18 protein-coding genes are annotated in these 26,517 nt (G+C 60.5%); 11 read left to right on the top strand and 7 right to left on the bottom strand.

Annotated features, from left to right (window positions below; translation table 11 throughout):
* The 3 genes from EOD07_RS01140 to EOD07_RS01150 all read left to right on the top strand — a co-directional run.
* Positions 1 to 612 (top strand): ATP-binding cassette domain-containing protein (locus EOD07_RS01140; RefSeq protein ID WP_164772014.1); only part of this gene is annotated, 612 nt, incomplete at its 5' end.
* Positions 536 to 1,285, top strand: coding sequence for an ABC transporter ATP-binding protein (locus EOD07_RS01145; protein ID WP_082037130.1), 750 nt, complete (start codon positions 536 to 538; stop codon positions 1,283 to 1,285). The genes EOD07_RS01140 and EOD07_RS01145, both read left to right, overlap by 77 nt.
* Positions 1,278 to 2,567, top strand: a complete 1,290-nt coding sequence (locus tag EOD07_RS01150; protein WP_127233599.1) for an FAD-dependent oxidoreductase — start codon at positions 1,278 to 1,280, stop codon at positions 2,565 to 2,567. The genes EOD07_RS01145 and EOD07_RS01150 overlap by 8 nt, the downstream gene beginning before the upstream one ends.
* Positions 2,568 to 2,684: 117 nt before the next feature.
* On the opposite strand, the gene EOD07_RS01155 is transcribed toward EOD07_RS01150, so the two are convergent.
* From EOD07_RS01155 to EOD07_RS01175, 5 genes are all read right to left on the bottom strand, one after another.
* A complete protein-coding gene (locus EOD07_RS01155) occupies positions 2,685 to 4,451 on the bottom strand; it encodes an alpha/beta fold hydrolase (RefSeq protein WP_245469742.1) in 1,767 nt (588 codons plus the stop codon).
* 113 nt (positions 4,452 to 4,564) lie between these two features.
* Positions 4,565 to 4,948 carry a phasin family protein gene (locus EOD07_RS01160; RefSeq protein WP_127233601.1) on the bottom strand — a complete coding sequence of 128 codons (384 nt, stop codon included), beginning with the start codon at positions 4,946 to 4,948 and terminating at the stop codon, positions 4,565 to 4,567.
* Between the two features lie 769 nt (positions 4,949 to 5,717).
* The gene (locus EOD07_RS01165; RefSeq protein WP_127233602.1) at positions 5,718 to 6,656 is read right to left on the bottom strand and encodes a choline/ethanolamine kinase family protein; all 939 of its coding nucleotides are present in this window, start codon (positions 6,654 to 6,656) and stop codon (positions 5,718 to 5,720) included.
* A 9-nt stretch (positions 6,657 to 6,665) separates the two neighbouring features.
* Positions 6,666 to 7,721 (bottom strand): phosphotransferase, encoded by a 1,056-nt coding sequence (locus EOD07_RS01170; protein WP_164772015.1) that lies wholly within the window; start codon positions 7,719 to 7,721, stop codon positions 6,666 to 6,668.
* Between the two features lie 148 nt (positions 7,722 to 7,869).
* On the bottom strand, positions 7,870 to 8,634 hold the full coding sequence (locus EOD07_RS01175; RefSeq protein WP_127233604.1) for a DeoR/GlpR family DNA-binding transcription regulator: 765 nt from the start codon (positions 8,632 to 8,634) through the stop codon (positions 7,870 to 7,872).
* A gap of 609 nt (positions 8,635 to 9,243) precedes the next feature.
* Here EOD07_RS01175 and EOD07_RS01180 point away from each other — a divergent pair.
* From EOD07_RS01180 to EOD07_RS01215, 8 genes are all read left to right on the top strand, one after another.
* The gene (locus EOD07_RS01180) at positions 9,244 to 10,797 is read left to right on the top strand and encodes an ABC transporter substrate-binding protein (protein WP_127233605.1); all 1,554 of its coding nucleotides are present in this window, start codon (positions 9,244 to 9,246) and stop codon (positions 10,795 to 10,797) included.
* 59 nt (positions 10,798 to 10,856) lie between these two features.
* A complete protein-coding gene (locus EOD07_RS01185) occupies positions 10,857 to 11,846 on the top strand; it encodes an ABC transporter permease (RefSeq protein WP_127233606.1) in 990 nt (329 codons plus the stop codon).
* Positions 11,846 to 12,760: an ABC transporter permease gene (locus EOD07_RS01190; protein WP_127233607.1), complete on the top strand. Its 915-nt coding sequence runs from the start codon at positions 11,846 to 11,848 to the stop codon at positions 12,758 to 12,760. Before EOD07_RS01185 ends, EOD07_RS01190 begins: the two co-directional genes overlap by 1 nt.
* Positions 12,757 to 14,628 (top strand): ABC transporter ATP-binding protein, encoded by a 1,872-nt coding sequence (locus EOD07_RS01195; RefSeq protein WP_127233608.1) that lies wholly within the window; start codon positions 12,757 to 12,759, stop codon positions 14,626 to 14,628. Before EOD07_RS01190 ends, EOD07_RS01195 begins: the two co-directional genes overlap by 4 nt.
* Before the next feature lie 79 nt (positions 14,629 to 14,707).
* Positions 14,708 to 16,291: a GMC family oxidoreductase N-terminal domain-containing protein gene (locus EOD07_RS01200; RefSeq protein ID WP_127233609.1), complete on the top strand. Its 1,584-nt coding sequence runs from the start codon at positions 14,708 to 14,710 to the stop codon at positions 16,289 to 16,291.
* Between the two features lie 32 nt (positions 16,292 to 16,323).
* The gene (locus EOD07_RS01205; RefSeq protein ID WP_127233610.1) at positions 16,324 to 17,760 is read left to right on the top strand and encodes an aldehyde dehydrogenase; all 1,437 of its coding nucleotides are present in this window, start codon (positions 16,324 to 16,326) and stop codon (positions 17,758 to 17,760) included.
* Positions 17,761 to 17,773: 13 nt separating this feature from the next.
* A complete protein-coding gene (locus EOD07_RS01210) occupies positions 17,774 to 19,183 on the top strand; it encodes a M20 family metallopeptidase (RefSeq protein ID WP_127233611.1) in 1,410 nt (469 codons plus the stop codon).
* A gap of 1,022 nt (positions 19,184 to 20,205) precedes the next feature.
* A protein-coding gene (locus tag EOD07_RS01215) for an IS630 family transposase (RefSeq protein ID WP_127233612.1) occupies positions 20,206 to 21,154 on the top strand; the annotation gives its coding sequence in 2 pieces (ribosomal slippage) (positions 20,206 to 20,541 and positions 20,543 to 21,154; 948 coding nt in all).
* A 195-nt stretch (positions 21,155 to 21,349) separates the two neighbouring features.
* Here the strand turns inward: EOD07_RS01215 and EOD07_RS01220 are convergent.
* Both EOD07_RS01220 and EOD07_RS01225 read right to left on the bottom strand, forming a co-directional pair.
* Positions 21,350 to 22,816: a hypothetical protein gene (locus EOD07_RS01220; protein WP_127233613.1), complete on the bottom strand. Its 1,467-nt coding sequence runs from the start codon at positions 22,814 to 22,816 to the stop codon at positions 21,350 to 21,352.
* The gene (locus EOD07_RS01225) at positions 22,804 to 26,448 is read right to left on the bottom strand and encodes an ATP-binding protein (RefSeq protein ID WP_164772016.1); all 3,645 of its coding nucleotides are present in this window, start codon (positions 26,446 to 26,448) and stop codon (positions 22,804 to 22,806) included. Before EOD07_RS01225 ends, EOD07_RS01220 begins: the two co-directional genes overlap by 13 nt.
* Between the last annotated feature and the right edge of the window lie 69 nt (positions 26,449 to 26,517).

Here is a 26,517-nt window from a genome sequence, read left to right on the forward strand (position 1 = left end):
ATCGCCAATTCCGGCGTGGCCCGCACTTACCAGAACATCCGGCTTTTCGACCAGATGACGGTGCTCGAAAACCTCGAAGTGTGCTTCTACCCGGCCGATGTCGGCGGCACCTTGAAGGAAGTGATGTGGCCGCCCTATGCCGCGGCGAGACGCGAAAGACGCCGTGAGAAATGCATGGAGATCCTGCGCCTCTTCGATCTGCAGGGCTACGCGCAGGCCGAAGCCGGAAGCCTTCCCTACGGCCGCCAGCGCATGCTGGAAATCGCCCGCGCCCTGGTGTGTGATCCACGTGTGCTGCTGCTCGACGAGCCGGCCGCCGGCCTCAACCATCACGAGACGGCGGAGCTGACCGCGAGGCTCGCGGCTCAGCGCCTGCCCGACCGGATCACCATTATCGTCGAGCACGACATGGATCTGGTCATGTCGCTCTGCGACAACATCATCGTCATGCATCACGGCAAGCTTCTGTTCCAGGGCACGCCCGCCGAGGTGCAGGCGAGCCCCGACGTCCAACTCGCCTATCTGGGAACCGCCAATGACATCGACGACATCCGGGCCGCTGCTCAGGATCGCCGGGCTCAGCTCGGGATACGGGCGCGTCGGCGTTCTTGAAAACATCGATATCGAGGTCGATCCAAACGAGATCGTTGTCGTGCTTGGTCCGAACGGCGCGGGCAAGACGACGTTGCTCAACTCCATCTCCGGCGTCGCACGACCGACCGCGGGTTCGATTACCTTCGAAGGGCGCGACATCACCGGTATGCGTCCGGAGCAGGTCGTGCGCCTCGGCATCACCCATTGCCCGGAAGGCCGCCAGATCTTCCAGCGGCTGACGGTCGAGGAGAACCTTGTCGCCGCTCACATCCGCCGAGCGGGCAGGAGCTTTGAGGCGCTGCGCGCCGAGGCGTTCGATCTCTTCCCGGTGCTGAAGGAGCGCCGCAACAGCGTGGCGAGCCGGATGTCGGGCGGACAGCAGCAGATGCTGGCAATCGGCCGCGCACTGATGGCCGAACCGAAGCTGCTGATGCTCGACGAGCCGTCCCTTGGCCTCGCGCCTAAGATCGTCCATCAGATATTCCGCATCATCCTGGACCTGTCGCGCAACGGCATCTCTATCCTGCTCGTCGAGCAAAACGTCCAGCTCGCGCTGGAATGCGGCGACTACGCCTATCTTCTCAACACAGGCAAGGTGAAGCTTCACGGGCCGGCACAGGAAATGGCCGAGCACTCCGCGCTGAGCGAGCATTACCTTGGCGGCGTCAACGAGACTGTCCTTCATGTTTGAGGTCGACTGGAAGACGCCGCATCTGTGGCGCAAGACCACGAAGTCGCGCGAGACGGCGCCGGAGCTCCAAGGCGATCTGCAAACAGACGTGCTGGTCGTCGGCGGCGGCTTCACCGGCATGGCCGCGGCGCTCGGCGCGCGCGACAGCGGCGTCGACGTCATACTGCTGGAAGGCAATGAGATCGGATCGGCTGCTTCCGGCCGCAACAACGGCCTCGTCATCTCGCATCACTCGAAGGCATCGCCCTCGGAATTCGAGGCCGTCTACGGCAAGGCCGTCGGCACGCGCTACAACCGCATGGTGGCCGATGCCGCCGGCGTCGCCTTCGGCCTGATGCAGCGCTTCAACATCGACGCCCATCAGGTACAGGAAGGCTGGATCCAGCCCGCCCACACCGAGGCTACCCTTGCCCGCGCCCGTCAGTTCCACGACGAGTGGAAAGCCTTCGGCGCAGACGTGTCCTGGCTTGACCGCGCAGAAGTCAGTGCTCGCATCGGCAGCCCCTATCTCGGCGGTTGGATGGTCAACAATTCGGGTCACATCAATCCGTTCGCCATGACGATCGGTCTCGCGGCCGCCCTGGAGCGGGAAGGCGTGACTATCCATGAGAACTCCCGCGCGACTAGGATGGAACGCCTGCAAGGCGGCTGGCGCGTCTTCACCGGATCGGGCAGCGTCAGCGCGCCGCAGGTGATCCTCGCGACCAACGCGCTGACCGGCGACATCTGGCCGGGCCTGAAGAAGACGCTGGTGCCTTTCAAGGTGTTCCAGGCCGCGACCGGTCCGCTGTCGGATGAATTGCGCGCCAGAATTCTTGTCGGCAACCCGGCTGTGTCCGACATGCGCCAGGATCTCCGATACTTCCATTACGACCGCGATAACCGGCTGGTCAGCGGCGGCACGCATACATTCTGGTTGGATGAGGCCGACCGCGGCTGCGCCAAAGTCTCGCGTATGCTCGGCAAGGCATTCCAGGCCTTCGGCGGCGAGCCCGAGATGGTGGAATACTGGCACGGCACCTTCGCGGTGGTGCCCGATCGCAGGCCTCGTCTCTACCGGTTGGCTCCTGGCCTTGTGTTCGGCGGCGTATATTCGGGCCGCGGCGTGGCGCTTTCGATGTCGCTCGGCCAGGAGATCGGCCGCTGGGCGGCAGGCCGCCGCACCGACGAGCAGATGTCGCTGCCGGTCACCAGCATGAATCCGATTCCGTTTCATCCGATCGCGGTGCAAATCGCCAATCGCATGCATGCCTGGAACCGTTTTCGGGACCGCCGCTCGTAAGATGCGGAGTGGCTATGAACATTCTAGGAGCCCGTCCGCTCGGTCCTGGAGCGGTTCAGCGTTTCACAGAATCGCCAGGCGCCGGGCCTTGATCTGGCTCGAACTGCCGTAAGCGATCTATCGCTCAATGACATACATGCCGGGGGCCGCGCAAATCGCCCTCAGTCCGCCCGAGGCGCCGGACCGGTCGGCCGCAACCTCACGGCTGGTATGGCATGCCAACCATTCAACCCAGGCCGGCCACCAGGAGCCATAGGTCACGGTCGCGGTCTTCGCCCATTCATCCGCACTCGGACGTATATCGGCGTGGCGGCAACTAAGCCGCCGATAGGAACGGCCCGAATGTCCGGGTTCGGAAACAATGCCCGCGTTGTGTCCGCCCGTCGTCAGCACGAAGTCGATGTCTGTATCGAGGAGATATGTCAGCTTGAACACCGAACGCCACGGCGCGACATGATCGGTCTCGGTGCCGACAGCAAACACCGGGGCTCGGACGTCCTCCAGATGAACAGGCCTTCCCTCGACGCAAAAGCGTCCCTCGACAAGATCGTTGTTCAGATAGAGCTGCCGCAGATATTGCGACTGCATGCGGTACGGCATGCGGGTTGAGTCGGCATTCCAGGCCATGAGATCGGTCATCGGCGCGCGCTCGCCGAGCAGATATTCGTGCACGATGTGTGACCAGATCAGATCCTGTGAGCGAAGCATCTGGAAGGCGCCAGCCATGCGGCGCTGATCGAGCGTGCCTTCGGCCCACATCACGTCCTCGAGCAGCGTGATCTGGCTCTCGTCGATGAAGAGGCCGAGTTCGCCCGGCTCCTCGAAATCGACCTGCGCTGCAAAAAGCGACAGGCTGGCGAAGCGGTGATCGCCGTCACGGGCCATGGCCGATGCGGCGATCGACAGCAGCGTCCCGCCAAGGCAGTAGCCTACCCCATGAATCCGCCCGCTCCCCATCGCCTTCTCGACCGCATCCATGGCCGCCAGCACACCGAGTCGGCGATAGTCATCCAGCGACAGGTCAGCTTGATCGCCGCCCGGATTGCGCCAGGAAATGCAGAATACCGTGTAGCCGTTCTGAACAAGGTAACGGACCAGCGAATTCCGCGGCGAGAGATCGAGAATGTAGTATTTCATGATCCAGGCGGGAACGATGAGGATCGGCTCCTGCTTCACCGTTTCCGTCATTGGGGCATAACGGATCAACTCGATCAGTTCATTTCGAAGGATCACCTCGCCCGGAGTGGCGGCAACCTCGATGCCGGGCCTGAAGTTTTCCGCGCCGGCCGGTGGCCTGCCATCGATCAGGCGAAAAAGGTCGTCGACGAGGTTGTTGGCGCCGCTGACAAAATTGACGCCAGTTTTCCGGAAGGTCTTGTCGATAACCTCCGGGTTGAGCGTCGGAAAGTTCGAAGGCGAGACGGTATCCAGGATTTGCCGGCTGTAGAACTCGACCAGACGCTCGTGCCTGCGCGTCACTCCCGGAAGCCCGCTGGTCGCGTTGTGCCACCATTGCTGGGAGAGCAGGAAGGCCTGCTGCAGGGCGTTGAAGGGGAATACCTGCCACGCCTGGTGCTGGAACCTTCGGTCTTGCGGCAAGGGCGTGATCGTCGGCGTCGCGGACCCCATCCCCAGCCCGCAGCGCAACAGAAAATCGCTCAACCTCGCAAGCTTCTCGAAAGCCTTGGCGGAAACCTCCGCCTGCTTGCCCGGTGATGTCGATAGGTGCAGCAGCCAATCCTGCCAGGCCTGCAAGAGGCTGATCGGGGAAATCCCTGCCGTGAAGGCCGCCAGCAGAGCATGCGAGAGCCTGTCGGCATCGCGATAGATACCCCCGGCCTCTTCGTCCGGTAGCGGCGGCAATTGGGAGCTTGCCGCGGCCAAACCGCGCCCGGGTCTTCCCCGATCTCCCGGGCCCGTCGCCTTGTGTTGACGACTGAGGACGGAGGAGCTCTCTCCTGCTGGTCTCCGCCCAGTTTTTCTTGATCGCAACATTTTCAGGTCGCAAGCGTTGCCGCGGCCATGTCGTCTATCGTTGTTGCCGCCTCCTTGCGGACTTGGCCGGCTGTATCCGAAGCAAGTCTGGCACCGATGGATGCGAATTTGCCGGCCTCATTCGCGTAGTCGGACGTGGCGTTCTGGATGAAGTTCACGAACACGTCGAAGGCATCGACGAATTCCTCGCCGCTCGTCAGTTTCTCGACAAGCTTGAGGTCATCCTCGAACCGCCGTTTGAGGAAGGACACGCTTTCGATCTGGTAGCGCAACAGGGCGCGGATCGAGTGCGCTTGCGTCGCGGCCATAGCGCGCAAGAATTTTTGGCCGGTCTGGGCGAAAGGCAGCAGTTCGAGGGCACGAAACTCTTCCGGATTCCTGATCATGATGTCTTTCCCTTCGCTCCTCGCTTTACAGTCTTGTTTCCGGCTGACGAGGCCGGGGAGCGACGGCCGGAGTCACGGCTTGCCGACAAGCGTTCACTCTTCCGGAAGGACGCGGATTCGAAATAGATCGCGGCTCCGGCGATAAACCCAAGGATGAGCACGGCGCCCCAAAGCAAGATATCTTCAGCGGACACGGGATGAGTTCCTTGTCTATCCCATTCAATCATCGCACGGCCGGCGCAAGCCGGCATTGATTGCGATCAATCGGGTTCAAGAGAGAAATGCGATCGGCGAGCGACTGGCTGGGCCTCTTGAATAGAATTCGGCGAACCGCTTCGTAAGTTATTGATTGATAGCGGTTATGTTGGTCGCTGACGATCGTCGTTTTCTTTGGGAAATCAATATTTTAGCGGATGGTTCGCCAACCCGTTTCCTTCGTATTCTCTCATGTGGTCTGGCGAACCTAATGACGATGACCGAGATTAACTACTAGCGTCGAGATATCGACGCAGTGGCTGCGGGTCGCCAGGAGCTTCCTCCCAGTGAATGACCGAAATGAGGCCGACTGCGGACCGTCCGCTATCGGAAGGTTATTTGGCTGAAGCTGCCATTGCCGCCGGCTAGTCATTAATGACGTTACGGTCGCGCCACGAAAATACGAATAACATAAACGATCGTCGTCCCGTCGGACTATCTGCAAGTGATGCATCATTCGCTGTTCGATTTGATGTCCATCCGAGGTAGCGGTGTGGCGCAATTGAAATCTAACCTAGATAGACGCGAGGGCTTGCCTCCAGCGCGGGTCGCCGATGGTGGAGCGCAACCGCATCAACTTCCAACTGCCAAACTTGTAGAAGTCGAAGTCGATCGTCGAAATCCTCATCTGGATCATGGACCAGAGCGACCACTTGAAGTCACCCAGCATGCGGTAGAGGAACATCCGTGACTGGGTTTTCGGGTCGACGGACCCAAAATAGCGCTCGATGGCCTCGTTCTGCTGTGTTTCGCTCAGGAGCATTTCCACGCACCAGGTCGCGAGGTCGAAGCAGCGATCGTTGTTCGATGCATATTCGAAATCGACGATCATGATCCTGCCGTCATCCGAAATCAGGAAATTGGCCAACGCCGGATCGTTGTAGCAAGGCACGATGTCCAGCCCGGACGCTTCAAGCGCCGCACGCGCGACCTGGTACTCTTTGTAAAGCGATGGAAAATCGTGTGACAGGACGCCGTTGAGGTCGCGCAACTGCTCGATGTGTTCGTCGATCATGTCGAAGACGGTCTTGGTAAGGCCGAGCGGCGCGGAACCATTAAACGCGCGATAGAGATCGATCGTACGATTTCTGAATTCAGGGACATGAATATCCCGTCTCGTGCACGATCGGGCGTTTTCCATGAAGTCGTAGATCTCGACGCCATGGTCGTGCAGGTAGTCGTAGGGTTGGGGGCCGATCCCAAGAGCATGGGCGCGTCGGCTGGCTTCCAGCGATGCGACGCGATCGATGAATTTCTCCGTTCCCGGGCCGGGTATCTTCACGAAGAAGGTTTTCTGCTCGCCGACTACCCTAACGTGCCAATTCGAGTTGCTGAACCCTCCAAAGATTGGTCGGTAGTATATTTCCCGTCCATGCCAGGCCGGCACGCTGGAAAGCATCTTTTCCAGTTGCCTCTCGGCGGGGGAATCGGCCTCTCCAATCCTGCGTTGCATTGTCCGGCTTCAGATGAATCCCGCATACAGGTCGATTTCGACGTCCTGCAGCGCGATACGGCAACGCATGAGACGCCAGAAGGCGTAGCGGTAGAACTCGAGGTCCTTGCGCGGCGACACGGCGTCCATGAAAAGGCCCCAGAGGGCCCACGCGAGATCGTCGACGATCGCGTACAGGCGCATTCGGCGGAAGCTTGCCTGCCTTGGTCTGCCCTCGAACATTTCGAGGGCGAGAAAATGATCCTTCTCATCCTCGAAAACCTCATTCGCGAGGATCGCCAGTTCGTAGTACGGATCGACGTTGCGGGCCTCGTCGAAATCGACGAGCTGGATATGGCCATTCGGTCCGATCATGACATTCGAGGCCAGTCCGTCAGCATGTGCTGGCACCTCGTCAACCCCGGCCGCGGCGATCATTCGCTCGATGCTGAAGACGGTATCCAGTAGGAAAGGAAGATCTTGCGGCATCTCGATCGCGCATGAACCGCATGCCGCCTGCAGGGTCCTGATCCTGTCGAAGACGGACCACGTTGACTTGAAGCGCGGACCGCCGTGGACCTTGCGCTTGGCCGCGATCACCGATTGCAGAACTTCGGGCTTCTTTAAGTCGCTGACCCTAGCCGTCGCCCAACCGTCGAGAAATGCGCTGACCGAGACCGCCCGTCGTACGTCGAAGGCGAGAATGTCTGGCGCACACCCAAGGGCAGCCGCCTTGCGCTGCGCGTCGAACGAGACTTCTGGATCGACGAAGCGGCGCTGGTCGGGCTGAACGACCTTGAGGATCAGCGACGGGCGCTGTTCGGCAAGCGACAGCAGGAGGCGCGAACTATCCACGCCGCGATGCGACGGCACGAGAACACCGGGCGCGGCGGCCTGCGCCGTTATGCGCACTGTCCGTCCCGGACCCAGCGAGACGTGTCGATCGAGCGGAGCAATGGACAGGGCAGGCAGGAAGGGGCCGCGATCCTCGGGGAATACTGCCCGCAATCCCAACTCGGCCGCGGCGAAACGATCGATGCCTATCGGTCCAACACCGGGCGCCGGGCGCCTTTCCAATACAGCCATGTACCTCGAGCCAGCAGAGTTCATGTAGCACGGACTCACCCCAATCGCCTTTTCGGAGTGGCGACCGGTCGTCCAGCCTAGCACGGTCAATGCTATCGCTATGGGGCTTGGTGTAAAGCGCAGACTTGCCGGCCGCGCGAGCAGGTGGTCAAACCCGGTGGAGGTTGACGCCTAGTTCGTTGAACCGCTGGACGAATTCCTCGCCAATGTCGGTCGTCGTGATGACGTGATGCGCATCGCCGAGGCCGAAGGCGCGCACAGAACCAAAACGTCCGAACTTCGAGGCGTCGGCCACCATCACAGTCGTGTTGGCCTGGAGTCGTCCGGCGTCGTGGAGCGCAACCTCGTCCTCGCCGAAACCCATGAAGCCGTGGTCGATATGGACCGCACTCGCTCCCATCAAGGCCAGGTCGAAACGATGCCCGTTCAGGGCTGTGATTGTCGCGTGGCCGAATGTCGCCTGGTATTCCGGCACCATGGATCCGCCGAGCACGCGTACGCTGGTTCCCCAGCCGTGCGAGAAGAAATGAGCAGCGACGGCGATCGAGTTGGTGAAGATGGTGAGATCCTGATGCTTGTGAAAATGCTTCACGCAACCGAGCGTCGTCGTGCCCGAACTTACGAAGATCTTCATCCCGCTCTGGACGATCTCCGCGGCCTTTTCCGCGATCCGGTTCTTTTCGGGGGCGTTGACACGGCTGCGATCCGCGAACGGCCTGTCGCCTTCGGACGGCGCCAGAACCGCGCCACCGTAGACACGTCGTACAAACCCGTTCAATTCGAGCACGCGCAGATCGCGCCTGATAGATTCCGGGCTCATTTCAAGGCGCTCCGCGAGCGAATTCACACTCGCGCGTTCATTCGCCTTGAGTATCTCGAGAATCCTTTCCTGTCGAAACTCCGAGAACCGCATGAGTTCATTCCGCCTGCCGTCGTTAGGACAATCGTGCCGGATACCCGCTGCTGGTGGGGTGCCCTTGGGCTATCGGACACCGGCTAATGAGTCTGGTGGCGATGTCAAGCGCCGTAATCCAGGATGCTAGAAGACAACACAACATCAGTCAAATCGGTCATACCCAAAAATATCGGTCGAAACCAACATTCTTTCTCCTCACGGGTCCATTCAATCGATCGTCGTCATAAATAATGCAGTAAAAACAGATAGATATTCCATATTTACTCGATGGAAATTGGAATAAGGCGCCGAATTCCGCAGGCAATCGGGTGCAGGCTTGACGTCGGGAGAATGGTTCTGTACTGATCGTTTTGACCGGTTTGATCGATGTTGAGGGCCGGCACAAAGTCGGCTTTGCAGCGGACGCGGTTCGTTCCGATTGCTGTCGGCGCCATTTCGCAAACCGGAAGGTTCGCCGGCATGACAAAGCACGCACGACAACAAGACGCGTCCCGGACGCGATGAGGCATCGCAACACTGTAGACCGACTTGCAAGAGCTTAGACGATACGAAGCCAACCGCGCGCTCGAAGAGGCGCTGACGGGAATTAGAAGGGGAACAAGGAAGATGATTACGCGTAGAGACATTCTCGCCGGCGCCGGTGCGCTCGGGGTCGCGGCCGCTTTCGGCGATGTACTCCTGCCCGCCGGGGCACAGGGCAAGAAGTCCGTCGTTCTCGCATCGATGGGGCCGGTCACCGGCAACTGGGATCCGACGTCGCATACAACGCTCGGCCAGGGCAATTTCGAAAAGTTCGTCTTCAACGCGCTGACGCGCGCACCAATGCGCGACGGCGAGGCCGATCTGCTCGAGCCCGCGCTTGCCGAATCCTGGACGCTTGTCGACAAAAACACGCTTGAGTTCAAGCTGCGCAGCGGCGTCAAGTTTCACGACGGAAAGGAATTCAGCGCCGAGGACGTCAAGGCGACCTATGAATATTCCTCCGATCCGGCGCGTCCTGCCGCTTCATTCTGTCCCGGCAAGGTCGATGTCGAGGTCGTCGACCCCCTGACTGTTCGCCTGCGCACCGACAAGCACGGCTATCCTGCATCGGCATGGTGGTTCATTTCGAGCGTGATCCCGATACTGTCGGCGAAGGATGTCGCTGATCCGAAGATTCTCCAAAAGCGTCCGAACGGTACCAACGCATTCAAATATGTCGAGACGAACGGCGACAAGAACGTTCTGCATGCGTACGACGACTATTTTGGCGGACGCCCAAAGATCGACGAACTGGTCTACGCCTACGTCCCGGACGCCAATACCCGCGTTCTGGGGCTTCTGAACGGCCAGTACCACATCGCCGAGCGCCTTGAGCCGGAGCAGTATGCCTCGCTCCAAGGCAATGCGGCCGTCGTCACGCGCAAGGGCTTGACGACCGAGAACAAATATCTCCATTTCCGCTGCAACAAGCCGCCGTTCGACGATCCGCGTATCCGCCTGGCGGCCTGCCATTCGATCGATCGCTCTCAGATTCTGGAATTGATGGGCGAAGCCGCGCTTGAATCGAGCTGCTACATCTCGCCGATGAAGTTCGGCTTCAACAACATTGCGGGTTATCCTGAATACAATCCGGAAGAGGCCCAGCGCCTGCTGGCCGAGGCCGGGTTCCCGAACGGCAAGGGCCTGCCGCAGCTCGAATACATCACCTCCATCGGCTTCTACCCGAAGACCAAGGAGTACGGCGAGCTGATCACCGCCATGCTTCAGGAACAGGGGTTCAACGTTCAGCTGACCGTGCTTGAGCCGGCCGCCTGGGAGGTCGCCATCTACCGTCGCGCCGACGGCCAGGGCCAGGGCCACATGTGCGACGTCGGCTGGATGACGCCATCGCCTGAACCGGACCTCGTCCTGCGGCCCAACTGGCACTCCAGCGCCGCGCTCATTTCGGGCATCAACGATCCCGAGATCGACGCCGTGCTCGACAAGGAGCGCAACGCGGCCAACCCGGACGAGCGGCTCAAGATCCTGACCGAGGAAACCTTTCCGACGATGGCAAAGAAGGTTCCGAGCTTCTCGCTGTTTTCGGCGCTCACCTTCCACGGTGCCGCAAAGAACCTCGAAGGCGCCGTCTATCTGCCTTACGGCCCGATAGATCTGTCTAAGGCAGACCTAATCTGACGCACGGATGAAGCAGCGCCGTCCCTCCGGGCGGCGCTGCCCAACACGAGTCGCTCCTTATGCTTTTTGCAATCGACTTTTTCATTCGCCGCCTTGCTCAAGGCGCGATTATCGTTGTGGCCATCGCCCTTCTGATCTTCACGCTGCTGCGCGTGGTTCCGGGCGATCCGGTGCGCCTCATGCTCGGGCCTATGGTGTCGCCGTCGGTGGCAGAGCAGACTGCCAAGGCGCTCGGTTTGCGCGACCCCATCGTCGTGCAGTTCGGCCGCTACATGGGGCAGGTCGTTCAGGGCGATTTCGGCAGGTCTTTCGTGCGAAGCGCGCAGGGCGGCAGCACGGGCGGCTCGCGCGGTGAATCGACATTCGACGCGAGCAATCGGGCGCCTGTCATCGAACTCATCGCCACGACCTTGCCTTACAGCCTGCTGCTTGCCGGGCTTGCCTTTCTGATGTCGCTCGTCATCGCCATACCGCTCGGCATCTGGGCGGGATTGAACGCCGGCAAGTGGCCGGACCGTCTCGCGCTCTATCTGAGTTCCATTCTCGTTTCGCTGCCAAACGTCTGGCTTGGGCTGGTCTTCATATTCCTTATATCGGCCAAAGCTGGCTGGCTGCCGGCGATCGGCTATCAGAACTGGACCTATGCGATCTTGCCAGCGATGGTGCTGGCGGTCGAGCTGATCCCGGTCATTGTGCGCTCGGTTTCCGTCTCGGTCTCGGCGAACCTGCTCGAGCCTTTCGTGTCCGTGGGCCAGATCCGGGGCCTGACCCGCAAACGCATGATTGCCGCCCACGTTCTGCGGAATTCCTCAATTCCGCTTCTGAACCTGTTGGGCATTCAGGCTGTCGGCCTGATCCTGGGCTCGCTTTTCGTCGTGGAATATCTCTTCAACTATCCTGGCATCGGGCTGCTCATGATCAATGCCGTCTTCCAGCGCGACTTCCCGATCATCCAGGCGATCGCGATCTTCTCCTGCGCAGCGCTCGTGCTCGTGAACATTCTGGTCGACTTCGCTTCGACCACGATCGACAGAAGGCTTCAGTACTGATGTCGGAGCAAGCCATCGTCGATTCGGCTGGGGGACAGCGGGCAAGGTCCCGCAGCCTTGGCGCCAACATCTTCCTTCAGGCGGCCAGGACCGCAGAGTTCAGGGTCGGCGCGGCGATCTTCGTCGGCGTTATCCTGCTGTCGGTCATCGCGCCGACGCTCCTCGGCCTCTCGGCCACCAAGTTCAATGTCGGCCTGAAGTTCACGCCGCCCTTTCCGGTTGAGGGCTGGGCCTGGCCGCATTTCTTTGGGACCGACCAGCTGGGACGCGACCTGCTCGTGCGCTCCCTGATCGGCCTGCGCAATGCGCTGATGATCGGCATCGCGAGCGTCATCGGCATGTTCGTGATCGGCTCGGCGATCGGGATGGTGGCCGGATATGTTGGCGGCTGGACCAACCTCATCCTGATGCGCGTCACCGACGCACAGATGTCGATCCCCGTCATCATCCTCGCCATCACCATCCTCGGCGTGACGCGACCAACGCCGCTGACGGTCATACTCGTCTTCATTCTCGCGGGTTGGCCGGGCTACGCCCGCATTGCGCGCAGCGCCACGATGTCGGAGCGGCGCAAGGAATATGTGCGGGCCGCCAAGATACTGGGCGCCTCGGACCTCAGGGTGCTTCTGGTGCACATCGCCCCCAACATCCTGCCGCCCATTGCCTTCGTGGCCGTGCTCGATGTGGCGCGCATGATGATCTTCGAGGCCATTCTCGGCTTCATCGGCATCGGCATCCAGCCGCCCACGCCGACCTTCGGCACGATCATCGCCGACGGCACCAAGTACCTGCTGAACGCGTGGTGGATCACCACCATTCCCGGCCTGCTTCTGGCCGTGTCGCTGTGCAGCATCAACCTGATGGGCGGCGCGCTTGAACGCTCCCGCAACAAGATCCTCCAGGGGGTTTCATGAGCGCGGGCGGCAGTAAGATCCTCGACGTTTCGGGCCTTTCGATCGATCTCGTCACGCCTGGTGGCGGGCGGCGTCCGATCCTGCACAACGTCGATCTGTCGGTCTCTCAGAACGAAGTGCTTGGCATTATCGGCGAGAGCGGCTCTGGCAAGACCGTGCTTTCGCGCGCTCTCGTGAACTGGATCAGCCCGCCGCTCGTGCCGACGGGCGGAACGATCGCCTATCGAGGACGCAATCTGTTCGATCTTCCACCCGACGAGATGCAGAAGCTGCGCGGGCGCAGGATCGCCTACATAGGTTCCGATCCGGGTAGCGCGCTCGATCCGACTGTTCCCATCGGCCAGCAGATCATCGAGAAGCTGCGCGCTGTCGAACCGGGTATTTCGACATCAGAAGCGAAGGCGCGCGTGCTGCGCGTGCTGGACGCCGTGCGCATACCGTCTCCGGCGCAACGCTTCCATGAATTTCCGTTCCAGTTCAGCGGCGGCATGATGCAGCGCGTGCTGATCGTCGACGCGCTCGTGACCAACCCTGACCTGCTGGTCGCCGACAACATAACGCAGCCGCTCGACGTGACGGTAGCGGCGCAGATCCTTCGCCTGCTTCGCGACCTGCAGCGCGATTTCAACACAGCCATCATCTTCGTTTCGTCTGCGCTCGGCGTGCTGAACGAGATCGCGGACAATATCCTCGTGCTGGCCGATGGCCGCGTGGTCGAGCGTCAGCAGACCCGCATGCTGATCAACAAGCCCGAGCACAATTATACGCGCAACCTCATTGCGAGCCTCCCGCGCATATGGGAAGCCGAGCCGGCGTCGACGGCGCCCGCGGAGGTCGTGGACGCCTCGCGCGAGATCATCCTCTCGGTCCGCGACGTTTACCGTTCCTATGAAACCAAGGACCGGGAAAGGCTGTTCGCGCACAAGGTGGTGCAGGCCGTCAGAGGCGTGTCCTTCGATGTCTACAAGGGCGACAATCTCGGCATCGTGGGCGAGTCCGGTTGCGGCAAGTCTACGCTGTCGCGCCTTCTCAGCCGTCTCGAAGCGCCGAACCGCGGGCAGATCCTTTTCAAGGGCCATGACATTGCGCATCTCGGCGGCAAGAAGCTGCTCGATCTGCGGCGCCGGTTCCAGCTGCTGCTACAGGACCCCTACAACGCCATCCCCCCGCACCTGAGCATCGGTCGGACCATTGCGGAGCCGCTTCGCATTCATGGCGGCCTGAGCTCCAAGGAGATTGGCGAGAAGGTCGCCGCCACGATGAGCGAGGTGGGGCTGCGCGCGGACCTGGCGGACAAGTTGCCGGTCGGTCTCAGCGCCGGCCAGCGCCAGCGCGTCAACATCGCCCGCGCGATGGTGCTGGATCCGGAGCTGCTGATCCTCGACGAGACCTTGTCAGCGCTGGATCAGGTCGAGCAGAGCAAGCTGCTCGAGTTGTTCGAGCGCCTTCAGAACCGCCACGGCATGACCTACGTCTACATCTCGCACGACCTCAGTATGGTGCGTCGCGTGTGCAACCGCGTGGCTGTCATGTATCTGGGGCGTGTAGCGGAGCTTGCCGGCAACGAAGCGACCTTCTTTGATCCCGCGCATCCGTATACCCGCGCGCTTCTGAGCGCCGTGCCGGCGATCGAGCACAAGCCCTACGAAACATCGACCTACCTTCTGGAGGGAGAACCGCCGGATCCGATCGACATCCCGCCGGGATGCAGCTTCCGGACGCGCTGTCCCTTCGCCTTCGATCGCTGTGCCACGGACGATCCCATGCTGATGAAGCATAGCGGCGAGGACTTTGCGGCATGCCACCTCGTCTCCGCGGGACCTTCGGCTCCCACGACGATGCCGAAGGTTCACCTGAAGGGACCGTGACAGAAACGCATTTACTGACCGCTTGGCCAAAGCCCTCGGGCTGCGGCACCAGGCAATCTTCCGAAGAGGCAGGGATACGATGGAGTTCGACTATATTGTCGTCGGGTCGGGCAGTGCCGGTTCACCGCTCACGGCGCGGCTCGTCGAGAAGGGTGCAAGCGTGCTGCTTCTGGAAGCGGGGAAGCGAGAGAAGCTGCACCTGACGCGCGTGCCGGCAGCGCTGATGCACACCATCGGCAATAAGCGCTACGACTGGAACTACGTCACCGAGCCGGATCCCAGCCGCAACGGCCTGACCGAGTCATGGCCGCGCGGGCGCGTGCCGGGCGGCTCCTCGGCAATCAACGGAATGATCTTCATTCGCGGCGCCGCTGCCGACTACGACGCCTGGGAGGAAATGGGAAACAAGGGGTGGGGATGGAGCTCGGTGCTGCCCTACTTCCGCAAGATGGAAACGGCGGACGAGGACAAGGACAATGCCTATCGCGGCGGAATGGGTCCGCTGCGTATCTCGGCGCTGCGCTGGAAGCACCCCATATCCTCCAAGTTCATCGACAGCTTCGTCAATGCCGGGGTACCGCTCAACCCCGATCTCAACGGACGCTCGCACGAGGGCGTCGCCTGGAACCAGGGTTCCACGCGCGGTGGCGTACGCCATTCCGCGTTCGATGCTTTCGTGCTGCCCATTCTCAAGAACAGCAGGTTGACCTTCCTGGACGACGCGCTGGTCGAGCGCATTGTCATGGACGGCAAGCGGGCGACTGGTGTTGACATCATTCGCGGTGGCCGGTCGATCCGCGCCAAGGCACGCCGAGGTGTGGTGCTGTCCGCCGGTTCCATCAACTCGCCCCAGCTCCTCATGCTGTCGGGCATCGGCGATCCGGCAGGGCTGACGCGCCATGGCATCGATGTTCGCATTACGAGCCCCGATGTCGGCCGCAACCTGATGGAGCATCCGGGCCTCTACGTCCGCGCGGAAATGGACACGAAAACCGGCAATGCCTACGCGACGCCTCTGGGCCGGGTTCGCGCATTCGCCGAATGGGCGCTGTCGCGCAACGGCGTGCTGAGCGTGCCGACCGCGCAGGTGCTCGCCTTCCTGAGATCGACGCCGGAGCAGGAGGCGCCGGACCTTCAGTTCCATCTCTTCCCGTTCGGCTATTTCAGCAACAATGGTCGACTGCATGTGCCGACCCGCAATCTCGTCACCATCCTTGCTAATGTGAACTATCCCAAGAGCACGGGCCATCTGGAGCTTCGCTCTCGCGATCCCCGCACGCCGGTCGCTATTTATCCGCGCCTGCTCGATCATCCCGATGATCTTGCCTGCGTGCTGCGCGGGCTCGATTGGATACGCCGCCTCGCCTCGACGCCGCCATTCGGCAGCCATGTGAAGGAACTCATCGACGTTCCGCCGCAGGGGGCAGGCCGGACGGCAGACGAGGAATATGTGCGAAAGGGCACGGTTCCCTTCCTGCATCCGGTCGGCACATGCCGCATGGGCGCCGACGACCGCGCAGTGGTCACGCCGGATCTGCGCGTGCGCGGCGCGGAAGGGCTGTGGGTTGCCGACACCTCGATCTTCCCGCGCCACATCGCCGGAAACACCAACGCGACCGCCATCATGATCGGCGAGCGCGCGGCCGATCTCATTCATCCCTGATCGAACGCATGCCCGGTAAAGGAGTCAGACACATGACGAGGAATTTCACGCAGAACTTCGTCGGAGGCAAGCGCGTCGATCCACTCGGCTCCGAGGTCATCGAGGTCCGCTCGCCCTATGACGGAAGCCTTGTCGGCACGGTCCCACTTGCCGCGCAAGCCGATGTCGACCTTGCCGTCGGCGTTGCGCGCGAGGCGTTCGACGAAGGCCCTTGGCCGCGCATGCCGGTCGCCGACCGCATTGCGGTTATCCGCAAGTTCACCGAACTTTACGAGGCGCGGTCCAGGGAGTTTGCCGGATTGGTCACCGCCGAAATGGGTGCACCCGCCTGGTTCACTGATGCAATTCAGGACCTCATCCGCAACCAAGGAGAGGCCTATCTCATCGCCGCCGAGCAATATCCGTGGGAGGTCAGGCGAGAAGGCTATCCCCAGGGCGCGTCGGTCTGGATACGCGAAGCGGTTGGCGTGGTTGCCGCCATCATTCCGTGGAATGCGCCGCACCAGGTCGCGCTGGCGAAGCTCTTCCCCGCGCTGCTTGCAGGCTGCACGGTGATCTTGAAGCTTGCGCCGGAAACGGCCATAGACGGCCAGTACCTCGGTGAGCTTTTCAGCGAGGCCGGGCTTCCCGAAGGCGTGCTGAGCATTCTGGTCGCGCACCGAGACGTGAGCGAACATCTGGCCACGCATCCGGGCGTAGACAAGATCGGCTTTACCGGGTCGACCGTGGCCGGGCGCAGGATCGCCAGCCTCGCCGGACAGCAATTGAAACGCGTGAGCCTGGAGCTGGGCGGCAAGTCAGCCGCAATCGTGCTTGACGACGCGGACATCGGCCAGACGGTCGAGGCCCTGCGTTACAGGTCGTTTCCGAACAACGGGCAGGTGTGTGTCGCGCAGACGCGAATCCTCGTGTCGCGCCAGCGCCACGATGCCTTTGTCGATGCGCTGGTGGACAACGTCCAACGCATGACCATCGGTGATCCCGCCGACCCGGGCACGTTCCTCGGCCCGGTCGTTGCGGAGCGCCAGCGGCAGCGCATCAGCGATTACATCAGCTCCGGGCTGGAAAGCGGCGCCCACCTGGCCGCCGGCGGTCTAGGACTGCCTGAAGGCATCAATCACGGCGCATTCGTCAAGCCGACCGTCTTTGCGAATGTGGACAACAAGTCGAGCATTGCCCAGGAAGAGATCTTCGGGCCGGTCGTCTGCGTCATTCCCTATGACGGCATCGACGATGCCGTGCGCCTCGCCAACGAGTCGGCCTATGGCCTGTCAGGTTCGGTCTGGACCAATGATTCCGACAAGGGCCTGGCGATCTCTCGCCGCATCCGCACTGGCGGGCTGACGATCAACAATACGGCCCCCGACCTGCTGTCGCCCTTCGGCGGCTTCAAGCAAAGCGGCATCGGACGGGAGTTCGGTCCGGAAGCCATCAATCACTATATCGAGCACAAGACCGTTGCCGTCTGAGTTGGAGAGTTCCATGAGCAACGGTCCCCGGATATGGGAGCATGTCGATGGCCTGGCCGAGCGCTTTGTCGAACTCAGCGACAAGGTCTGGGAAACCCCTGAACTGAACTATCAGGAATACCGCTCCTCGGACGAGCATCTTCGCATGCTGCGCGAGCAGGGATTCCGAGTCGAAACCGGCCTTGCCGGAATGCCGACGGCTATCATGGGCGAAGCCGGGACCGGGAACCCGGTGATTGCCTTTCTCGGTGAGTTCGATGCCCTGCCGGAATTGAGCCAGGAGGCTGGCGCGACCGAACATCGGCCCCTTGCCGGAAATGGACCGGGGCATGGCTGCGGCCACAACCTGCTCGGCGCCGGCGCAATGCTTGCCGCAACGGCGGTCAAGGACTGGCTGGCAGCAAACAATCTGCCGGGGCGCGTACGCTACTATGGCTGCCCCGCCGAGGAAGGCGGTGCGGGCAAGGCGTTCATGGTGCGCGACGGCGTTTTCGCGGATGTCGACGCGGCAATCTCATGGCATCCATTCGCCTTCGCAGGAGTGATGCAGCCTGCTGCGCTCGCCTATGCCATACTCGACTTCTCCTTCGCCGGGCGATCCGCCCATGCGGCCGGTTCACCACACCTTGGGCGCAGCGCGCTCGATGCCGTGGAATTAATGAGCGTTGGTGTCAACTATCTGCGCGAACACATTCCGACCGATTGCAGGATCCACTACGCCTACCTCAATGCGGGCGGGCCGGCGCCGAACATCGTGCAGGCCGCGGCCGTGGTGCGCTACATCGTGCGTTCGCCGCGTGCGGCCGAAGTGCTGATGCTCATTGAGCGCGTCAAGCGCGTCGCCGACGGCGCGGCGCTGATGAGCGAAACGCAGGTGGAGCCTCGCCTCGTCTGCGCCATGAACAGCCTACTCGGCAACCATGCGCTCGAGGAGGCGATGGCGCGGAACTTCGAAATACTCGGTCCGCCCGTATTCGATGAGGAGGACGAAGCCTTCGCTCGGCAGATACAGCAGACGCTGACGAAGGAACATGTCCTGTCTGCCTATGCGATGTTCGGGCTCGAACCGGGTAACACGGCGCTTTGCGACCGCATCGTTCATCCAGGTTTGGGCGGAAAGCAGATGCTCGGCTCCACGGACGTCGGCGATGTGAGCTGGGCCATTCCCACCGTGCAGGCCTATGGCGCGGCCCATGCTATCGGCACACCGCTTCACACGTGGCAGGTGACGACCCAAGGCAAGTCCTCGTATGCGCACAAGGGCATGGTCCATGTGTCCAAGGTCATGGCAGCGACGGCAGCGGACCTGTTGAGCAGCTCCGACCTGCTGGCCGAAGCGAAGAAGGAACATGCATCAAGGCTGGCGCGCGATCCGGTCGTGCGCCTGCTGCCGCCCGATCTTCCGCCTCCTCTCGGCGGCTAGCCCCCAAAGGTTCACATAGTTACCGCATTCCCGTCGCGGCTGAGACACTGAAGGACTGATGTTGACCTGTAGGCTGAGGCGCGGCGGGACATTGCAACGGCCAGCGCCGACCAGGACTGCGGGCCCGCGCAGCTCGCCCAATTGGCTCTTGAAGAGATGGAGCGTTAGGTGCCGATGTCGTGCATCATGGGTTATCCGCTGGTGAATAAGAGGGGGCGTACTTCACGAAAGAGGCGCGTCACCAAGGCTGACATCGCCAGGGTCGCCCAGTTATGACCGGCAGGCCCGGCTGCGGCACGCTCGCAGCCACGGCGATGTCTGTGCAGGAATCGTCGTGGCTGAACTCCCAAGGCAGACATCAGCGCGAACTCCCAGTCTCGTCGCTGGAAATGACCGCTTCCGGGCGGTGGCGAAGCCGATCTCTACGTCTGATAAGAGGCGCAAAGCTGCCGTTCCAGATGCGATGCTCAGCGGCAAGATCAGCTACTTGAATCAACTTGGCGCAGTGCTTCGTAACCCATTGGCAAATAACGATTATGTTAGTCGCAGAGGGCGCGAGGCTTCTAAGGAAAATCAATAGCTTACGGGATGGTTAGCCAACCCTTGGCGAACCACATGGCGAACCACCCTATAAGCCATTGATAAATAAAGATAATGGTGGGCCCGGAGGGCGTAGGGACAGCATTGATTTTATTAAGTTTTTCGTGGGCCAAAATCAGTCGCCTTCCCGTACCGTCTCGTATTCGCCCGCCAACGCTTCGGCCTACTTTCTTTCGACAAAGCCATGCCGCCTTGCCGAATAACGGTGGCCGTCGGGAGCCATGTTCCGGGTGGCCGCATCGGGCGGATACCGGAATCCGATTTGGCTTCAATTTGCGACGAGATATCGTGCGACTGTCAGCCCATGCCGGTCGTTTGTAATTTGAGCTCTAGAGCGGTTCAAGATTTGACGGAATCGGAGGGATTCCCGATTTGTCGGATTTGTGATTCAAGATGCTGGCTGGAATGGAGGCCAGCATCTGATGACGCGACCTCTTTCGGACGATCTTCGCGAACGGGTTGTGGCGGCGGTTTTGAGTGGTGAGAGCCGCCGGTCGGCCGCCAAGCGGTTCGGCATTTCGGTTTCGGCGGCGGTGAAGTTGTTGCAGCGTCATCGGGCGACCGGCTCGGTTGCGCCCGGCAAGATGGGCGGACATCGCAAGAGGGTACTGGAGCCGCACCGTGCTTTCATCGAGGCACGTATACGTGAGACGCCGCATCTGACGCTGCATGGCCTGAAGGATGAGTTGGCCGCTCGCGGGGTCAAGGTCTCGCACAACGCAGTGTGGCAATTCCTGCGCCGCGAGGGCCTGAGCTTCAAAAAAAACGCTGTTCGCCCTTGAGCAGGCACGCGCCGATATTGCCCGCAGGCGCCAGCGATGGCGATCCTGGCAGGCCGGCCTCGATCCCCAATGCCTGGTCTTCATCGACGAGACCTGGATCAAAACCAACATGGCTCCGCTGCGCGGCTGGGGACCGAAGGGCAAGCGGCTGCGCGGCCTGGCTCCGTACGGCCACTGGCGCACGCTGACTTTCCTCGGCGCGCTGCGCTGCGATCGGCTCGCGGCACCTTGCGTCTTCGACGGACCGATCAACGGCCAATGCTTCCGCGCTTATGTCGAACAGCAGCTCATCACCGTGCTGAAGCCCGGCGATATCGTCGTCATGGACAACCTGGGAAGCCATAAGTCCGCGGCCATCAGGCAGATGATCAAGGCCGCTGGCGCCAGGCTCTGGTACCTGCCGCCCTACCCACCGGACCTCAATCCGATCGAACAGGCCTTCGCCAAGATCAAGCACTGGATGCGCCAGGCGCAGAAACGCACCGTCGAGGAAACCTGGCGCCACATCGGCCACCTCGTCGAAACCATCGAGGCAGCCGAATGCAAGAACTACTTCGAAAACGCCGGATACGCTTCCGTCAAAACGTGAAAGACTCTAGCTCTTGAAAGCAACCTTGAACTTCACCAAGCTTCTAGGCTTGGTCGGCCGTAATCTGACTGCGCACATGCGGCGTCTTCGGTTCGGTGGCGTAACCCGACGATGATTTTTTGTGCCAACAACACACCTGGAACCGAAATCTTGGTTGGAGAGCTTGGCTGTGTCGGCCCTGAGAATCGGCGACCGCTAGACAGCGTCATCCAAAATCAGCGCGCGTCGCTTCTTCATGGCGTAATCTCCGTAGTCGGTTTCCCGCGTCCAGATACTTGTCTCGATGTACCAGGCGAGCTTCGATCCCTTGGGTGCACGGGTTGGAAGGGCTTCGAACACACCCTTCTCTATCTCCGCAATCGCTCCGCAACGCGTATGTCCTTCAGGGATGTATGCAGGAGTCCATACGTCGTTCCAGATGCGCGTCCTCGAAACCACCGCCTCACCTGAGACCAACTCTAGGGCTCCAGCCCTCACTCGGGTGGCGGATTCCTTAGGAAGACAATACGGTGCTAGGAAACGAAGGCCGAGCGCAAAATAGTCTGAACTCCAGAACCCGTACGGAATCGGAAATAATGACGTGCATACCGGCGCGCACCAGCCGGCCTTCCCGTCGCGTTTCATATGCTTGATGTCTACATCCCGAATAGCACCTTCGATCGAAAGCGATTCCGTAGCGAGAGTGAAGTCCATAGGTTCGAACGGTCCGTGATCGTTCCTCATCTCGAAGTCGGACGAAACGAAATAGGCGCCCACTCTCAGATCGCCGTACCGTGCCAAATCCAGAGGAAACGGACTGCCGAAAGACACAGCAGGCATCTCCGCGTTTCGGTTAGCCTCAACCCACTCGGCCAATACGCCCTCTAGATCGCTTCCCTCTGCAAAAGCCTTCGTGGGCAAATCGCCTAGAGATTCGGGCTTCGGGCTCAAATCGAGATCAAAAATCCCGCCGATCGCTGGAATATGCTCGACCAGATAATTGCCTGCCAGCTTTAGCGGCATGCCCCACTCGGAAACTGCGAACGCGAAGGCGCGAATGTGCGCGGAGCGAAAGACTTCCGTTTGCCGCTGCAGATACTGTCCCTTCACACCGGACCGGGTATCGCCATATTCGTCGAAATAATGCGCATACGAGGTAAGACTGGCTCCAAGTTTTTCGCGTAGATTGTGCCACTCCCATGCCCATTGTTGTCTGAAAGGTAGGCCGGTCGAGCGCTCGATTTTCCGAAGCTCGTTGTAAAATGTGGGCGGGATGTGCGCCCCTTTGTGATTGAGAAAATATTCGTCTGGCCGAAAGAAAATGGGCGCTTCGCCCGAGTGCGCTACCTCCCAGCCGCCGAGCGCGGCGCCGAATCCGAACGTTTTCTCTAAGAGTACGTCAGCGAGGATCGACGGGCATTTTATCCTCGCAGCGACGTCGTGTCGGCTTGGACGGGCTTTACTCTCGGTTAGGAAAAGCAGGCATAATACCGAGCACACCTCCGATTCCGTCGTGCAAAATTCCAGGAAGTCTAAGAGCTCCGCCGTCATGTCGACACGCGTCTTGTCCGACTGGAGCAATCCTCTAATCTCGCGGGCCGCTCGCCATCGCACCATCGGCACCGGCCATTTTAGCCGCTGCATGAGGATAGCCATAGTGTGGCGTGCCGTTACCGAAGCCATGTTGCCTCCGGGATAGGCTGGTCTTCGGTCTCGTCTTCGAGAGTCGAAACGAACGCAGCCGTGACTTTCATCGCCTCGGCTATTTGCCCGGCGACAAGCAGATAACGGACTAGATGGTGAAAACCTATCGAGAAACTGGCGCCACGCCTGGCGAAATAATCCTCCGACGCCGATGTGTCGCGAATGAAGTCCTTCCAGCGGTCCGGATAAACGCGCGCGGCTGTCTTGAGACGGGCCGCGACCTCCTCATCAGAAGTGTAGTAGCTCGACCATCCACGACGGCGTATATGAGCTTGGACCAGCCAGGGGTAGGCGGCATCCTTGCCTTCGACCTCTAAGCTCACCTCGAAGGCAACGTCGAGCAATTCATCGACGCCGTACGTCCGTTTCCCCGCGCCGAAATATGCCTTAATCGACGCAAGGGCGTCTCGAGACTTACCCTTGGCATGCCAGTGGCGAAGCCAGCGGGAAAGAAAATCCTTATTCTTCGAATAGTGAAAATGCAGCTCGCCGACGGCCTTGGCTATCCCTGCGAAATCGTTCGAAGCGAATGCGGTAGGATCCTGCTCCGTCGCTTTTTTCTCTTCAGGTGTCAGCTCTCTGTCAGGTGTCGAATAGCTCCGCTTCCGGGGGGTGTGTAAACCGCCCAGAAACGCCGTTTGCCGCTCCAGAAGCGCTTGCGCCGTGGCGGACGTGTGTGCGCGCTTGCTAAGTTCGTCGAGCGTTCCACGATCGAGCAACGTTCCTGCCAGCGCAGCCGCCTCAGGACCTTCCAGGTCGGCAATCTCAATGAAGCTCTCGAGGCTCTTGTCGGCCAAATACCATTCGTCGGCATCGAGGTGATGCACATAGAATTTCGGCAGCAAATGGGGCTGCGTTTTCGCGACGACGCCGATGATCTCGCTGCGCGCATGCCTTGTTTCATCGCCGTCCGTAAAGTCGACTATGGCATCGACAATCGGGGCGAGCGTCCCAATCCAGCGTTCGGTTTCGCTCGGATCGTGTGCGTGCATATCTCGAACGCTATGCAGGACTTCGAAGGCAAAAATATCCTTACGGTACCCATATCCAAGCAAGCAGGACGACGCTCGTTGCATGAGCGATCCCGGATCGCCCACCCCGTAGAGATGCGATAGTGAGGCGTACTTGGTCCACCGATCCGCCCTCTCATTGAACTCGGACAACATTTCCGAGAGATTTTGAGTCAACTCTTCTAGAAGGTCGTCAGCCGCTTCCGCGCTTAGATAGCGGATGCGATCTTCTGCATTCGCATCGATCCAGACTTCGTCGATCCAGTGCACCGAGCCGCGCGCAGCGGCGAGTTCGTACGGAGGTATGCCGGGGAGGTTCTTATCGGGTAGACCCGCAAGATGCACATCCAAGGCGATCATATTGAGAGCATTCCGGAACCCCAGATATTGAGCCTGGACCGACTCAGTTCGACCCGCGAACGGTATCTTCGGAACGTCCGCAGCCATTAAGAATGGCGTCGAAAAGGTCCATGGCATCGCGCCGGAGACGAGAGTTTTGGCGCAATCCTCGAGGCAGTCCAGCGCCGTATCTATGAACCCTAAGCCTCCGCGTGTGAGACCAGGGTAAACGAACGGTCCTCCCGGCGAGGCAATCTCGGCGCGAAGCTCGCTCCAGAAAAAGTCAATGTAGAGCCTTTGTAGATCGACGTTGTCAGCGGGTGTCGAACGCTCGCGAAGCGGGTCAGCCGGAGGGGGCGGGATCTCGACTTCGCACTTTTGTGTCGGAGCCTTGTAGGAAAGCACTCCCGCGACCAAGGGAGATTGCTTAAAGCGGCCCTTCTTTATCATTTGCAGGGGATCGGCGCCGACGAACAATGCGGAACGAAGAATGTGCTCTTGGATTTTTCGTCTGAGCTCTGCCCACTTAGCGCCCTTCAAGGAGTCTCCGACATCGCTCAGAGCGTCCACGCTATGCACTCGCGCCAACAGTTCTACGTATCGAGCGACGTAGGGTTCGGGCTTTTTATACCCGCGAAGGAACTTCATCACCCGCGGCACGCGTTCTGCGCCGTCGAGCGCAGCGACTTCGAGAAATGCCCTTGTGAGCTTTTCGAAGTCGTCGAAGGGACGATGACGAAGCACGATCCACGTGTTTATTCGCCGGATCAGCTCCGTAAAACAGCCTTCGACAAGCTCATTGCGCAGAGCTTCGGGACCGTGACGAGCGAGCGCTGCCAATTCGTCGTTGGTTAGCTCCTCCAAGTTGTCCAAAAAGTTGAGCGCCTGTTGCCGGTTGTCCGCAATCGACAAAGCGGCCCCTCTAAAAGCCCCGAAGTCCCAAGCCTGGTATTCGCGGACGTTGCTCACGCGCGTTTTTATCGAGCGCAGGCGAACGGTTGCCGCAAGATCGAAGGCTGCAAAGGTCACCGCTTCTGCCGCGGCCAGAATGTTTTGAATCTGCGTTTCGGGCCAGCCGTTAGCGAGCGAGTTTACTGCCCAAGCTCTAGTGGTGCCCGTCAGAAGAGGGGTTGTGTTTCCGGCCCGAGCCTGTGTGAGCCAAAGCCATCCCCATCTCCAGTACTCGGGGGCGTCCTTCTCGAGCCACGCGACGATTTTCGGCAAAAGGACTTCGTAGTTTTCTTTGTGATCATCGCGCTCTCGAACCCAGGCAAAGATACTCCCATGGAAGGGCATCATTCCCGAGTTGTGCGGCTCCAGCAGAAAGGCGATCTCGCCGAATTCGCCTATGCACTGACGGATGCCCACGCTCGGCCAGAGAAAGTCGGATCCTGCCAGCGCATGCAAAACGGCGCGCGATCGTTCACCGATCCGGATCCACAAACTCTTGTAATAGGTGCGGATATCTCCGTCTGGACAAGGGGGTAGCGCCAAGACGATGTCTTCGTCCAACGGTTCTCCGAACCGAACGAGTCCTTCGAAAGCATATATTAGATGAAGAGGGTGACCCTGGCTGATTTTGAAAAGTGCCGCGCCGATCTTGTCGATCTCTTCCGCGCGGCGGTCGCTCCAACGAACGGCGATCGGTCGAGATCCATCTTGCGTCTCGAGCCAACGCCGGACTGCAACTTCGTCCATCCTGGGGATATCGATCCAGTCGGGAGGCGTAGCGTTGAGCAAAAGCTTCGAAGGAAGCTGGTCGTCCGCAACCCGCTGCGTTCCGACGATCAACGCAAGATTGTCGGGCAGCGGAAATAAGGCGTTGAAAAGATGATTAAGTTGATCGGTGCGGTGCGTGTCGCGATAAACGTGATCGAGACCGTCCACGATAAGATAAAGACGCTTACCTTCGCTAGCCAGGTTATCGGCAGCGACCGCAAGACCTTGCCTTAGATTGTCCGGATCCTCCGTCACGCCAGCAGTAAATTCCGGATACCTGCTGAGAAGCTGCTCGTAGAGCGACATCGCTATATCGGTGTACGAGGTACGGTTTGCACTCGAGTCCTCTGCCGATAAGAAATAATGGTGCCGAATGACCGCTTCGCCGGCCGTGTGCAATTCCTGCGAGAGGTAGCTCAGGTACGTGCTTTTTCCGCGGCCCGGCGTGCCCCACAAAACCGTCAGCGGAGTGGCAGGATTTGCAACGCGTTTTCGCAGGTCGTTGTCGAATGTCGGGCTTGGCGGCTCGTACCCTTCGGGCACGAAGAAGTCCTGCCGAAGCGGACGCGGCCGCTTCTTCGAAATTAGCCTAACGACATGCTCTCTTAGTAT

The organism is Mesorhizobium sp. M2C.T.Ca.TU.002.02.1.1, from assembly GCF_003997225.1.